This is a genomic window from Conexibacter sp. JCM 18997 (assembly GCF_055391915.1).
Genome location: NZ_AP043885.1, coordinates 3697121 through 3710306, shown reverse-complemented (window position 1 = coordinate 3710306; position 13186 = coordinate 3697121). Strand labels below are relative to the sequence as shown.

Below are 13186 nucleotides of genomic sequence, written 5' to 3'. Positions count from 1 at the left end.
CGGTCAGCGGCGGGCCAGGGCGCGGGCGACGGGATAGACGCGGCCGTAGACCCGATTGGCCAGACGCAGCTGGCGCAGGCGTCCGGGGACGCCGCCGACGTGGGACGCCAGGTCGGCGCCGAAGCGCTCCTCGGCGAGCCCGTAGATGTAGCGGTCGATCTCCGTGGCGGCGACCACGCGCGCCAGGTCGGCCTCGCTGACCGCGCCGCCGCGTTCGGCGCGCAGCTGGCCGACGTTCGCGCTCTGGCTGGAGACGATCCGGCTGAAGGACCAGCCGTAGACCGCGCGCAGCAGCAGGACGCTGGCGTCGAACTCCTCGGTGATGCAGACCGCCTCGTACTGGGACAGGTGGCGCTCGGCGGTGGCGACGAGCTCGTCGTCGAACAGGTCGCGGGTGATCTCCAGGTCGTCGAAGTGGCGGTCGGCCTGCAGGCCGACCAGGAACGACGTCTGGTGGTTGTAGGTGCGCGCGACGTCGCCCTCCAGCCAGTCGGCCAGCGTCAGGTCGGGGTCGATGCCCTTCTGCTGGATCCGGTAGTAGTAGGCCGAGATGACGCGCTGGACGGGGTCGCGCAACATCGTGAAGCGGCGGTAGGTGTGCTGCTGGGGCAGCCGCTCGGCCAGACCCCAGCCCGCGTGCGAGATGACGCAGGCGATCTTCGGGTCGGGCCGGTCGAGCAGGTCCTGCAGCTCGGCCAGACGCGTCGGGTACGTCCCGTGGTCGGTGATCATGTAGACGCGATCACCGCCGTAGACCCGGAAGAGGATCTTGCGCAGCGTGCTGCCTGCGGCCTTGGGAATGTGGTCGAACAGGCAGATCTCAGCCATCGCAGTCGCGCGCCAGTCTAGGTCGCTAGCACGCGCCTTGCGATCTCCCCGAACTCCATGGCCATATGTTGGACCGCGAAGCGTGCGCTCACGCCGGGGTGTGCGCCCCGATCGGCCGCGCGGGCACGCCGACGACCGTCACGCCGGGCGCGACGTCGTGCAGGACCACCGCCCCGGCGCCGATCGTGGCGTCGTCGCCGATGGTGATCGAGCCCAGGACGATCGCCCCGGCACCGACCGTCACGCGATCGCCCAGCACCGGGTAGTGCCGGCGCTCCTCGAGGTCGCGCACGCCGATCGTCACCTGCTGGCGGATCGTGCAGTCGCGGCCGATGCGCTCGGCCCAGATGACCGAGGCGAAGCCGTGGGGCAGGCGCAGGCCGGGGCCGAGGTCGCGGCAGTGCTCGATCTGCAGCGTCGGCGCGCCGGGAAGCAGGCGCTCCAGGATCTTGGCCAGCAGCTGCTCGCGCGCCGGGCCCTGCGACCAGCGGTAGTACAGGATCGAGCGCACCTCGCGCTGCTGCAGCGCCCGCGCGGCCTCGAAGCGCAGGCGGGTGGCGGCGTCCGGCCCGTCGGGATCGACCTCGCGGTTGCGCAGGGCGTCGCGCTCGAAGGCGGCGCGGACGGACGTGCGCTGCACCCCGGCCAGGAGGAGCTCGTAGAACGCGAGCCGGGCCCTGGTCAGGACGCGAAGCAGGAGGGACGCCACCGCGCGGAACCTTAGCGAGGACCGGCCCTGCAGATGGTCCGGGCCTATCCTGCCCGCATGTCGATCTCCAAGGCCGTCACCGTCCGTGCGCGGACCTGGTCCGCCAAGGCCAAGCGGCGCTACCGGATCGAGCAGCTGTCGCGCTTCAACAAGTACCCGGTCGACGTCGATCCCTCCTGCCGGGTGGCCATGAACGCCCGGCTGTGGACGCCGACGACGATCGGCGCGCACTCGGCGATCGACGAGGGGGCGTTGTTCAAGGGCAACGGCCCGGTGACCATCGGCCGCTACGTCGTCGGCGGGCGCGACCTGCTGGCCATCACCAGCAACCATCGCGCGACCAGCGCGAGCGCCTACTACCCGATGTACACGGCGCGCGGCTGGGAGGTGCCCTCGGTCGTCGACGCGGTGACGATCGGCGACGCGGTGTGGCTGGGCGACCGCGTGACGATCCTGCCCGGGGTGACGATCGGCGACGGGGCGATCGTGGCCGCCGGGGCCGTCGTGGTCTCCGACATCGCGCCGTGGACGATCGTCGGCGGCGTGCCGGCCAAGGCGATCCGCCCACGCTTTGCCGCCGACGTCGTCGACCTCCTGTCGCAGCTGCGCTGGTGGGAGTGGCCCGAGGACCGGATCGACCGCAACCGGCGCTTCTTCGAGGCCGATCTCGACGGGCTGTCGGCCGACGACGTCCGCGCGCTGGTCGTGGAGTAGCCGCGTGGCGCCCGCTTCGCGCGTGCAGCGCGCCGTCGTCGTCGCGCCCGCCTTCGCGGGCGCCGGCGGCCTGGGCCGGTCGTCCCAGGACATCCTCCACGGCTTCCAGCACAACGGCATCCCCGCGGCGTTCGTGGGCACGCAGCCCGCGCTGCCCCTGCAGCGTGCGGCGGCCTCCAAGATCGGCCGGCGGATCGCCCCGTTCGCCGGCGTGATGCTGCAGACCGAGCGCGTCCGCCGCGCCGTGCCGCGCGACGGCTGGCAGCTGGCCTTCGCGATCTGCGGCGTGGCGCCCCCGCCGCGCGCCGATCGCGTCGTCTGCATCCACCAGGCCACCTGCCATCCCGACGTCGAGCGCGCCCGCGTGGCCGAGTCCGAGCGGGCCACCGGCGGCACCGGCGACTACTTCGAGCCCCAGCGCCGCCAGCGCCTGGCCGAGATCGAGCGGGTCGACCTGATCCGCGTGACCACCGAGACCGTGCGCCAGCAGTTCCTGCAGCGCGGCGTGCCCGCCGAGAAGCTGCTGCACCTGTACCCGGGCGTCGATCTCGAGCGCTACCGGCCCGGACCCAAGGGCGACGGGCCGATTCGCGTCGCGTTCGTCGGCCCGCTGTCGCTGCGCAAGGGCATCGACGTGGTCGACGAGCTCAACCGCCGCCTGCCCGATGGCGTGGTGCTGGAGGCGGTCGGGGGCCCGTCGGACCCGTGGTCGCGCCGCGTGGCGGCGCGCGCCGGCCTGACGATCAGCGACTCGGTGCCCGAGCTGCTGGCCCGCGCGCACGTCTTCATCCTGCCCTCGCGCTCCGACGCGTTCGCCTACACCGTGCTGGAGGCGATGGCCTGCGGGGCCGTGCCGATCGTCTCCGACCGCGTCGGCGCCGGTGAGCTGGCCGCGCAGCTGGACCCGCGGCTGGTGATCGACTTCGAGCGCTTCGCCGACGGCTTCCTGGAGCTCCTGCCCCAGCTCGACCTGCCCACGCTGTCGCAGCGCGGTCGGGAGCTGGCCGCCGGCTTCGAGCGCGTCGGCCGCGCGCGCGAGAACGCCGCGGCCATCGCCGCCGCGGCCGACCGCATCCTGGCCGCGCGCGCGTGACGCCGCTGGCCGACCCGCAGCCGCCGCTGGCCGGGCTGGGTCAGTGGGCGGCGCGCCACCGCGCGCGCCTGCTGATCGTCGCCCTCGCGCTGTTCGCCTTCGTCTTCGCCCTGGACGGGTTCCTGCACGAGGTCGGCCCGCTGCCGGGCGAGCAGTGGCTGGCCGACCGCTACGACACCTGGAAGCCCTACTACGACTTCCCCAGCCAGGTGTGGTTCGGGTTCCAGTTCCTGGGCTACGCCACGTCGGACGTCGTCGCCCCGTGCCTGGTCGTGGCCGTCGGCCTGGTCCTGGCCGACAACTACGGCCGGCGCTGGGGGCTGCTGGTGCTGGTGGCCGGGGCCGTGACCGGCGTCAACGAGCTGCTCAAGCACCTGTTCGGGCCGACGCCGCTGTGGCGCGAGGTCGAGGGCGCCGGCCTCAACTACCCCAGCGGCCATGCCGCCTTCGCGATCGCCGTGCTCGGCTACGTGGCGCTCGTGACCTGGCCGGTGCGCCAGCGGGCGATCGCGATCATCGCGCTGCTGCTGATCGTCGTGATGGCCCTCACGCGGGTGGTCTCCGGCGCGCACATGCCCAGCGACGTGATCGCCGGCCTGGCGCTCGGCGCGGCCTGGCTGGCGGCGCTGGTGGCCCTCGGCGTGCCCTGGGCGGCCAGGGCGAAATAGGATGGCGTCCGTGCTCCAACGCCCGCCGCGCGAAGCGCTCGTCAACGAGCTGGCCAGCCGCATCCCGCTGGTGCAGCCGCGCTTGGCCGCCTACCGCAAGCTGGGCGTGCGCTTCACCGACATCGCCACGGCGAACATCATGATGCACACCGAGGTCAACGGTCCCAAGGGGATCGTCATCGGTGGCCACACGATCATCGGACGCCACTGCCTGCTCGACGGGCGCGGCGGGCTGGAGATCGCCGAGAACGTCAACATCTCCAGCTACACGCGCCTGATCACCGCCTCCCACGACGTGCGCTCGCCCGACTTCGCCGGCACCGAGGCGCCCGTCACGGTCGAGACCTACGCCTGGCTGGCCACCGGCGTGACCGTGCTCCCGGGCGTGACGATCGGCGAGGGTGCCGTGGTCGGCGCCGGCTCGGTGGTGACGAAGGACGTCGCGCCCTACACGCTCGTGGCGGGCGTTCCCGCCCGGCCGCTGGGCGAGCGCCCGCGCGACCTGCGCTACCAGCTCGACTACCGCCGCGAGTGGATGTAGCGCGGCCGCGATGGGCCCCGTCGAGCTCTACCGCCTCAGCGCGCGCCTGCACCGGCGCGGCTTCCGGCGCGCGGCCCGCGTCGTCAAGGCGCTGAACCTCGTCATCTACAGCGCGGTCATCCCGCCCGAGCTGATCGCCGGCGACAACCTCAAGGTCGGCCATCACGGCGTCGGCCTGGTCATCCACCCCAACACGACGGTGGGCGACGACGTCTTCATCTACCACGGCGTGACGCTGGCCGCCGACATCGCCACGGCCGACCCGCGGCGTCAGGTGATCGGCTCCAACGTGACGATCGGCGCCGGCGCGATCGTGCTCGGCCCGATCACCGTCGGGGACAACGCGACGATCGGTGCGGGCGCGGTGGTGACCAAGGACGTGCCCGACGATGCCGTCGTCGCGGGCGTTCCTGCGCAGATCCTCAGCCTCGACGGAGCTCGCCACCAGAAACGCTGACTACGCTGCGGACCATGCGAACGTTGGTCACCGGCGGCGCCGGCTTCATCGGATCGAACCTCGTCGACGCGCTGCTCGAGGAGGGCCACGAGGTCTCCGTGCTCGACGACCTGTCCTCCGGCAAGGAGGTCAACCTCGAGGCCGCGCTGGCCAACGGAGCGGTGCTGCACCGCGCCGACATCCGCGACGCCGAGGCGGCCAAGCGGGTGGCCACCGACGTCCAGCCCGAGGTGATCTTCCACCTCGCGGCCCAGATCGACGTGCGCCGCTCGGTCGCCGACCCGGCCTACGACGCCCGCACGAACGTCGAGGGCACGATCAACGTCCTCAACGCGGCACGCGAGGTCGGCGCCCGCGTGATCAACGTCTCCACCGGCGGCGCCATCTACGGCGAGGCCGAGGTGATCCCCACGCCCGAGACGGTCGAGCCGCTGCCCGAGGCGCCCTACGGCCAGTCGAAGTTCTGCGCCGAGCGCTACATCGGGCTCTACGGCCGCCTGTTCGACCTGCGCGGCGCGACGGTGCGCCTGGGCAACGTCTACGGCCCGCGCCAGGACCCGCTCGGCGAGGCCGGGGTCATCGCCATCTTCTGCGGCAAGCTCGAGGCCGGCGAGCGGCCGACGATCTACGGGACGGGCAGGCAGACCCGCGACTACGTCTACGTCGGCGACGTCGTGCGCGCGCTGCTGGCCGTGCTCGCCCACCCTGACGCCCACGGCGAGTACAACGTCGGCACCGGCCAGGAGAGCTCCGTGCTGGACATCGTCGGCGCGCTGGCCCCGCACGCCAAGGGCGACTTCGAGCCGCAGCTCGCGCCCGCTCGCCAAGGCGAGATGGAGCGCAGCTGCCTGGACGTCGGCCGTGCGCGGCGCGAGCTGGACTGGGCGCCCGAGGTCGATCTGACCGAGGGCCTGCGCCGGACCATGGAGTGGGCCCGCAGCACCGCGGGCGACCGCGCCTAGCGGTTCGTCAGCGCGGTCTCGAAGCTGGCGATCGTCTCGCGCAGCCCGTCGCGCAGCGGCGTGCGCGCCTCGAAGCCCATCAGCTCGCGGGCCCGGCGCACGTCGAGGAAGCGCGTCGGCTGGCCGTCGGGGCGCGACGGGTCCCACACGGTCTCACCCTGGTAGCCGGTCAGCTCGCAGATCAGCGCGGCCAGGTCGCGGATGCGCGTCTCGATGCCCGTGCCGATGTTCACCGGCTGCGAGGTCTGCAGCCGCTCGGCGGCCAGCAGCATCGCCCGGGCGGCGTCCTCGACGTAGAGGAACTCGCGCGACGGGCGGCCGGTGCCCCACAGGACGACCTGCTCCTCGCCGGCGTCGCGGGCCTCCACGTACTTGCGGATCATCGCCGCGATCACGTGGCTGTCCTCGAGGTCGAAGTTGTCCTCGGGGCCGTACAGGTTGGCCGGGATCGGCACCACCGAGTCGAAGCCGTACTGGCGCCGGTAGGTGTCCGACAGCACGAGCATCATCTTCTTGGCCAGCCCGTAGGGCGCGTTGGTCTCCTCCGGATAGCCGGCCCAGAGGTCGTCCTCGTTGAACGGCGTCGGCACGATCTTCGGGTACGCGCAGACGGTGCAGGCGGCGACGAGCTTGCGCACGCCGGCCTGCCGCGACTGCTCGAAGACGTTGCCGGCCATCATCAGGTTGTCGTAGGTCAGCGGCGCCGGGTTGCGGCGGTTGTAGCCGATGCCCCCGACGCGGGCGGCCAGGTGGATGACGGTGTCGGCGCCGTCCACCGCCGCCCGGCAGGCGGCGGCGTCGCGCAGGTCGTACTCGCGGGTCAGCGGGACCGACACCTCGGCGCCCAGGCCCTCGAGCTGGCCGACGACGAAGCGGCCCAGGAAGCCGGCGCCGCCGGTGACCACCGTCCGTCGGCCGTCCCAGAAGCTGGCGGCCGGCTCGGTCAACTCAGGCGCACTCCACGGCCCGACAGCTGATCGTCCAGCGCCTTGACGTCGGCGTCGATCATGATCTGCACGAGCTCCTTGAAGGTGACGGTGGGCGTCCAGCCCAGCTTCTCCTTGGCCTTGCTGTAGTCGCCGCACAGCGCGTCGACCTCCGACGGGCGCTCGTAGCGCTTGTCGAGCTCGACGACGTCCTGCCAGTTCAGGCCCAGGTGGGCGCCGGCGACGTCGAGGAACTCGCGCACCGAGTGCATCTCGCCGGTGGCCACGACGTAGTCCTCGGCCTCGTCGGCCTGCAGCATCCGCCACATCGCGTCGGTGTAGTCCGGGGCGTAGCCCCAGTCGCGCTGCGCGTCGAGGTTGCCCAGGTACAGCTTGGCCTGCACGCCGGCCTGGATGCGGGCCAGCGCTCGCGTGATCTTGCGGGTCACGAACGTCTCGCCGCGGCGTGGGCTCTCGTGGTTGAACAGGATCCCGTTGCAGGCGAACATCCCGTACGCCTCGCGGTAGTTGACCGTGATCCAGTACGCGGCGACCTTGGCCACGGCGTAGGGCGAACGCGGGTGGAACGGCGTGTCCTCGCCCTGCGGGGGCGGGGTGGAGCCGAACATCTCCGAGGAGGACGCCTGGTAGAAGCGCGGGTTGGCGCCGGCGTCGCGGATCGCCTCGAGCAGGCGGACCGTTCCCATCCCCGTGATGTCGCTGGTGTACTCGGGGATGTCGAAGCTGACCCGCACGTGGGACTGCGCGCCGAGGTGGTAGACCTCGTCGGGTTGCAGCTCGTAGATGAGGCGCACGAGGCGCGATGAGTCGCTCAGGTCGCCGTGGTGCAGCGTCAGCTTGACCTGCTCCTCGTGCGGATCGCGGTACAGCTGGTCGATCCGCTCGGTGTTGAACGACGACGACCGGCGGATGAGGCCGTGGACCTCATAGCCCTTCTCCAGGAGCTGTTCCGCCAGATAGGACCCGTCTTGTCCGGTGATCCCGGTGATCAGAGCCTTGGGCACCGCGTGGATCTTAGCGGCGGCCACCGCGCTGGCGACCCCTGGGTCGATTGTTAGATTGCCACGCCCATGGTTGACGACGATCGGGCACGTCTGGCGGTACTCGGGGATTCGATTGCCGCCGGTCTCGGGGCTCAGGGCCGGCAGTTCCCGATCCTGATCGCCGAGGACCTCGATCTCGATCTGATCGACCTGAGCGGGACGGCCAAGAAGATCAGCCGGCGGGACGTCCCGGCCGCCACGGAGGCTGACGTCGTCCTGATCGCCCACGGCATCACGGAGGCGATCCTCCGCCCCACGGCGAGCGCGTTGCGCTGGGTGCCGCCGCGGTGGCGCCGGCCGGGGTGGCTCGATCCGCGCCCGTACTTCAGCCAGCGGCCGACGCGTCGCGTCGGGCAGCGGGTCGAGTCCGCGCTGCGCTGGCGGACGAAGACGGCGATCATGCGGGTGTCCGGCCGCGAGCAGTGGCTGGGGCCTCAGGCCTATGAGGAGACCCTGCGGGAGATGGTGCAGGAGATCGGCCCGGAGCGGGTGATCCTGATCGGCGGATTCGCCATCGACGATCGGTTCTTTCCGGGTTCGGCGCAGGAGCTGGCCCGGTACGCGGACATCTCCCGGAGCGTCGCGGCGGCCAGCGGCGCCCGCTTCGTCGACGTCGACTCGGCGTGTCGTCCGTGGGAGGACTACTTCGCCGACCACTTCCATCCGAACGGAACCGGCCACCGCCGAATCGCCGATGTCGTGGGGGTCGCGGTCGGTGAGGTCCTCGGGCGGGCCGGCGCAACGGACCGAGATGGACGTCGGCTGTAGAATCGCGCCATGCCTCGCGCCCTGATCACCGGCATCTCGGGCCAGGATGGCTCCTATCTCGCAGAGCTGCTCTTGGAGAAGGGCTACGAGGTGTGGGGAATGGTCCGGCGCTCGCCGACCTCTCGGTTTCACCTGATCGAGCACCTGCGCTCCGACATCACCCTGGTCCAGGGCGATTTCCTGGATCAGATGACGCTCCTGGACGCCGTCAGCACGGCGCGCCCCCACGAGCTCTACAACCTGGCCGCGTTCTCGTTCGTGCCCGCGTCCTGGAAGCAGCCGGTGATGACGGCGCAGTTCACCGCGGTCGGCGTGACCTCGATGCTCGAGGCGATCCGCATCTTCGACCCGCACATCCGCCTCTACCAGGCGTCGTCGTCGGAGATCTTCGGCGCCACCAGCGAGAGCCCCCAGTCGGAGAACACCCCGTTCCGGCCGCACACGCCCTACGGCGTGGCCAAGCTCTACGGACACCTGATGGTCTCCACCTACCGCGAGCGCTACCGCATGCACGCGTCCAGCGGGATCCTCTTCAACCACGAGTCGCCGCGCCGGCCGCCCGACTTCGTCACCCGCAAGGTCACGCGCACGGCGGCCGAGATCAAGCTCGGGCTGGCCAACGAGCTGCGCCTGGGCGACCTCAGCGCGACCCGCGACTGGGCCCACGCCCGCGATGTCGTCGAGGCCATGTGGCTGATGCTCCAGCAGCACGAGGGCGACGACTACGTCGTCTGCACCGGCGTCAGTCGTACGGTGCGCGAGCTCGTCGACGCCGCCTTCGCGGTCGTCGACATCGATCCCGAGCCCTATGTCGTGGTCGATCCGACGTTCGTGCGCCCGCCCGATCCGGTGCCGCTGGTCGGCGACCCGTCCAAGGCCATGCGTGAGCTCGGCTGGACCCCGCGGACGTCCTTCGAGGACATGATCCGCGAGATGGTCGAGGCGGACCTGGCGGCGCTGGAGCCGCAGGCCGCCGCGGCCCGTTAGCCCGGCGTCAGCGCGACGCGGCCGGCGCGCTCACGCCGGGGGTGCGGTCTGCGCGGTGAACGTGACCGCGACCTTGTAGGCGGCCTCGGCGGGCGTCTGGCTGCCGCCCGACGTGAGCACGTACAGGCCGACCCAGGCGGTGCCGACGCACCAACCCTGCATCTGGCGCCCGTTGGCGGCCGTGGTCACCGGGGTCAGGACGGACGTGGCCGGATAGGGCGGGCGCTGGAGGCGGACCGTGTTGTAGCGGCCGCAGTTGGTCAGCGCGTTGCCCCACGGCCGCACCTGCAGGCTGTAGGTCGTGCCCGCGGGCGCCGCGGGCAGGTCGTTGTAGAAGATGGTCAGCGGCTCGCGCTGGCCCAGCGTCGTGGCCGACACGCCGAACGGCCCGTCGGCGGCCACCTGGGTCGGCGTCGGGGTCGACGGCGTCGTCGGTGGCGTCGGCGTGATCGGGGGCGGCAGGACGACGGGTGCGGTCACCGTCACCGGCCCGGACGCGGCCTTGCAGCTGGAGGCGACGCAGACGGTCACGGTGTAGGTCCCGGCCGCGAGCGCCGCGGGCAGCGCGCCGGACAGGCGGTAGGCCGTCTTGTTGTGCGGCTTGATCTTCGTGACCTTCGCGGTCACGACCGTCGTGGGCGTGGTGCCCGACGTGAACACCAGGCGCACGTCGGCGCTGGCCATCCGGTTGCCCGTGTTAGCGATCTTGCCGCCGGCCGCGACCGTGCCGCCGGTCTGCACGCTGCTGGTGCTCAGGCCCAGCGAGGCGACCGTCAGCTTCGGCGGGGCGGCGCCCGCGCCCGCGATCAGCGGCGACGCGAGGAGCGCGACGGCGCTGCACAGGGAGACGGCGAGCGTGCGGCGGCGGTTCATTGTCGACCTTGACTGTCGGGAATGCTGGGGCGGGCCAGGCTAGCAAGCGATGCGCGGCCCGCCCGGACGGTTCACGCGGCGATCACCTCGCTGGGATCGGACCGGGCCGGCAGCGCGCTGCCCGCGGCGTTGGTCGCGCCGACCTCCAGGCGCAGCCGGTGCCCGGCGTCGGCGGCCACCGGCTTGTGCGTCGTCGCCGTGGCCCCGGTGATCGGCGCGCAGTCGTCGGGGTCGGCGGCGCCACAGCGCAGCCAGCGCACGGTCAGCGTCGTCGGCTCACCGGTCCAGCGCCCGGTCGTGCCCACCCAGCTGGTCGCGGCGCCGCTGGTCCGGGGCGTGATCTTCGGCGCGGCCGCGTTGACCGGCGCGAGCAGCTCCACCACGGCGCTGGCGGCCGAGCGCGCGGTGGTCGCGCCCGCGCCGTTGGTCGCGGTCACCGCGACGCGGACGCGCCGGCCCGCGTCGGCGGTCGTGAGCTTGTAGTTGCCCTGGGTCGCGCCGGCGATGGCCACGCAGTCCTCCGCCGTCGCGGCGTCGCAGCGCAGCCACTGTTGCGTGTAGCCCACGGGCTCGCCGCCCCACGGGCCGACGCTGCGCCGGGCCACCGCGCTGACCGCGGGGGCGTCCAGCGCGAAGGTGGGCGGGCCCAGGGACGCCGGCGCCGTCAGCTGGACGGGCGGGTCCGGGATCGAGCGCGCGGTGGTCGATCCCGTCGGGTTGGCGGCGGTCACGTCGACGCGCAGGACGGCTCCGGCGTCGGCCAGCGCCATGCGGTAGGTCGGCTTCACGGCGCCCGGGATCGGCGTGCACGCGTCCGGGTCGGCGGCGGCGCAGCGCAGCCACTGCTGCGTGAAGGCGGTCGGCTCGCCGGTCCACGCGCCGCGGACGGCCACCGCGCTGGTGCCGGCGGTCCCGACGCGCAGCTCGACCCCCGGCGGGGCGCTGGCGCCGGGCGCGGCCAGCGTGACCGGTTCGGTCGGGGTCGAGCGGGCCGGGTCGGAGACGCCCTGGGCGTTGGTGGCCACGATCTGCAGACGCACGCGCGCACCGACGTCGGCGCCGGACAGCGTGTAGGTGGTGCGGGTGGCGCCGGTGATCGGGGCGCAGCGGTCGGGCGCGTCGGCCGCGCAGCGCAGCCACTGGTAGTCGTAGGACGTCGGGCGCTGCGTCCAGCGGCCGGCGCTGGCGGTGAGCGTCGCGCTGACCGTGCTCGCGCTGGTGGGCTGCAGCGACGGCGCGGTGGTGTTCTCCGGCACCGGGCCCGGCTCGGGTGCGCTGATGCGCTCCTGCGCGGCGACGGCCGCGGCCTCCACGGCCGTGCGCGACGCGCCCAGCAGGAACACCTGATGGGTGGTGACCGGCGCGTGCGACGGGACGTCGACGAGCTGCCGGGTGGCCAGGCGGTTGGCGATCGAGCCGACGACGCTGCCGGGCAGGAAGCGCACGTCCTCGGGCGCGGGCGCCAACACGATCGCGCCCTGGGGAGCGATCGTGCTGGGGCTGGCCGCGCCGGCGGCGTAGATCGTCGCCGCGGCGCTGTCGCCGCCCGGCCCGGGCACCGTGCGGGGAGCCTGGGTGGCCGAGAACGGCTCGCCGTCCCAGCCTCGCTTGATGCGCGGCGTGTCGGGTGCGAGCGTCTGGCGCCAGTCGAGATCGAGCGTGTGGGGGCGGCCGTCGGTCGCGGTCCACCGGTCGGCGATGTCGATCTGGGTCGCGGTCGGGTCGATCGTCACCGTCCGGCGCACCTGGACGCCGGTGGGTGCGAGCGCGGCGCACGAGGGGCCGTCGAGCGCGTCCGGGTCGCCCGAGCAGCGCATCAGCGCCTGCGTCTCGACGCTCGTGCGGGTGCCGTCGGGCGCCGTGCTCGTCGTCCACTGCAACGGGGCGAAGCCCGGCAGGGCGTTCAGGCCCCACGGCGCGAACACCACGCCGATCGCCGCCGGGCCCGGGGCGATCGAGCCGGGCGCGTACGCGCGCACGCCGTCCACCAGCGCGCCTGCGCGCGCCGGGCCGTCGTCCTCCTCCAGGCCGGGCAGGACGCCCGTGCCGGCCCACAGCTGGCCGCCCAGCTGCCCGATCGAGGCGTCGTTGACCAGCGCCGACGCGCACACGGCGCACGAGCCCATCGAGGCCAGCGTCACCGCGGCGGCGTCGAGCTCGTCGATCACGAAGTCGGTCAGCAGCGCGGCCCCGGTCGCGGTGTCGTGGACGGGCGCCTGGCGCGAGCCCACGCGCACGCGGGTGGCGGCGTACGGCGTGACGTCGTCGGCGAACCAGGAGAGCGGGACGGCGCGCAGGTCGCAGAACCCGGTCGGGAGGTCGGCGCCGTCGACGCTGGCCGTCCAGTCGCCGCCGGCGCCGACCGTGCCCACCGCGAAGGCGGTGCTCTCGATCGGGAAGTCCGGGCGGAAGCAGCGCAGGGCGACCTCGTCGCCGGGCGCGCCGTCGCTGGTGCCGGTGAACGTGATCGGCGTTCCGGCCACGCCGTCGAGGGCTGCTCCGGCGGTCGGGTTGCTGACGGAGGTGGCGGTGACGGCGGCGGCGGCGGGTGCGGCGCCCGCCAGGAGCGCGAACAAGGAGAGGGCGGCCACGGCCC

General features: G+C 73.0%; 14 protein-coding genes. 8 read left to right on the top strand and 6 right to left on the bottom strand.

What is annotated here, in order from left to right; all coding sequences use genetic code 11:
- Nucleotides 1-3 precede the first annotated feature (3 nt).
- Both ACZ5UI_RS18715 and ACZ5UI_RS18710 read right to left on the bottom strand, forming a co-directional pair.
- Nucleotides 4-828, bottom strand: coding sequence for a sulfotransferase family 2 domain-containing protein (locus ACZ5UI_RS18715; protein ID WP_464189712.1), 825 nt, complete (start codon nt 826-828; stop codon nt 4-6).
- An 88-nt stretch (nt 829-916) separates the two neighbouring features.
- Nucleotides 917-1537, bottom strand: coding sequence for a serine acetyltransferase (locus ACZ5UI_RS18710; RefSeq protein WP_464189710.1), 621 nt, complete (start codon nt 1535-1537; stop codon nt 917-919).
- 57 nt (nt 1538-1594) lie between these two features.
- On the opposite strand from ACZ5UI_RS18710, the gene ACZ5UI_RS18705 reads away from it, so the two are divergent.
- Genes ACZ5UI_RS18705 through ACZ5UI_RS18680 form a run of 6 tightly spaced genes read left to right on the top strand, consistent with a single transcriptional unit; the run spans nt 1595 to nt 5972 of the window.
- Nucleotides 1595-2251 (top strand): DapH/DapD/GlmU-related protein, encoded by a 657-nt coding sequence (locus ACZ5UI_RS18705; protein ID WP_464189708.1) that lies wholly within the window; start codon nt 1595-1597, stop codon nt 2249-2251.
- Between the two features lie 4 nt (nt 2252-2255).
- Nucleotides 2256-3344: a glycosyltransferase family 4 protein gene (locus ACZ5UI_RS18700; RefSeq protein WP_464189706.1), complete on the top strand. Its 1089-nt coding sequence runs from the start codon at nt 2256-2258 to the stop codon at nt 3342-3344.
- Entirely contained in the window at nt 3341-4012 is a 672-nt protein-coding gene (locus tag ACZ5UI_RS18695) for a phosphatase PAP2 family protein (protein WP_464189704.1), read from the top strand. The genes ACZ5UI_RS18700 and ACZ5UI_RS18695 overlap by 4 nt, the downstream gene beginning before the upstream one ends.
- 10 nt (nt 4013-4022) lie before the next feature.
- Nucleotides 4023-4553 carry an acyltransferase gene (locus tag ACZ5UI_RS18690; RefSeq protein WP_464189701.1) on the top strand — a complete coding sequence of 177 codons (531 nt, stop codon included), beginning with the start codon at nt 4023-4025 and terminating at the stop codon, nt 4551-4553.
- A gap of 10 nt (nt 4554-4563) precedes the next feature.
- On the top strand, nt 4564-5010 hold the full coding sequence (locus ACZ5UI_RS18685) for a serine O-acetyltransferase (RefSeq protein ID WP_464189699.1): 447 nt from the start codon (nt 4564-4566) through the stop codon (nt 5008-5010).
- A gap of 14 nt (nt 5011-5024) precedes the next feature.
- The gene (locus ACZ5UI_RS18680; protein ID WP_464189697.1) at nt 5025-5972 is read left to right on the top strand and encodes an NAD-dependent epimerase/dehydratase family protein; all 948 of its coding nucleotides are present in this window, start codon (nt 5025-5027) and stop codon (nt 5970-5972) included.
- On the opposite strand, the gene ACZ5UI_RS18675 is transcribed toward ACZ5UI_RS18680, so the two are convergent.
- Both ACZ5UI_RS18675 and gmd read right to left on the bottom strand, forming a co-directional pair.
- Nucleotides 5969-6919: a GDP-L-fucose synthase family protein gene (locus ACZ5UI_RS18675; RefSeq protein ID WP_464189695.1), complete on the bottom strand. Its 951-nt coding sequence runs from the start codon at nt 6917-6919 to the stop codon at nt 5969-5971. The two genes, ACZ5UI_RS18680 and ACZ5UI_RS18675, sit on opposite strands and share 4 nt — an antisense overlap.
- Entirely contained in the window at nt 6916-7923 is a 1008-nt protein-coding gene (gene gmd / locus ACZ5UI_RS18670; RefSeq protein ID WP_464189693.1) for a GDP-mannose 4,6-dehydratase, read from the bottom strand. Before gmd ends, ACZ5UI_RS18675 begins: the two co-directional genes overlap by 4 nt.
- A 66-nt stretch (nt 7924-7989) precedes the next feature.
- Between gmd and ACZ5UI_RS18665 the strand changes: the two genes are divergently transcribed.
- Nucleotides 7990-8730, top strand: coding sequence for an SGNH/GDSL hydrolase family protein (locus ACZ5UI_RS18665; protein WP_464189691.1), 741 nt, complete (start codon nt 7990-7992; stop codon nt 8728-8730).
- 9 nt (nt 8731-8739) lie between these two features.
- On the top strand, nt 8740-9717 hold the full coding sequence (locus ACZ5UI_RS18660) for a GDP-mannose 4,6-dehydratase (RefSeq protein ID WP_464189689.1): 978 nt from the start codon (nt 8740-8742) through the stop codon (nt 9715-9717).
- A gap of 30 nt (nt 9718-9747) precedes the next feature.
- Here the strand turns inward: ACZ5UI_RS18660 and ACZ5UI_RS18655 are convergent, their stop codons facing one another.
- Both ACZ5UI_RS18655 and ACZ5UI_RS18650 read right to left on the bottom strand, forming a co-directional pair.
- On the bottom strand, nt 9748-10590 hold the full coding sequence (locus ACZ5UI_RS18655) for a hypothetical protein (protein WP_464189687.1): 843 nt from the start codon (nt 10588-10590) through the stop codon (nt 9748-9750).
- Nucleotides 10591-10661: 71 nt separating this feature from the next.
- On the bottom strand, nt 10662-13181 hold the full coding sequence (locus ACZ5UI_RS18650; protein ID WP_464189685.1) for a hypothetical protein: 2520 nt from the start codon (nt 13179-13181) through the stop codon (nt 10662-10664).
- Between the last annotated feature and the right edge of the window lie 5 nt (nt 13182-13186).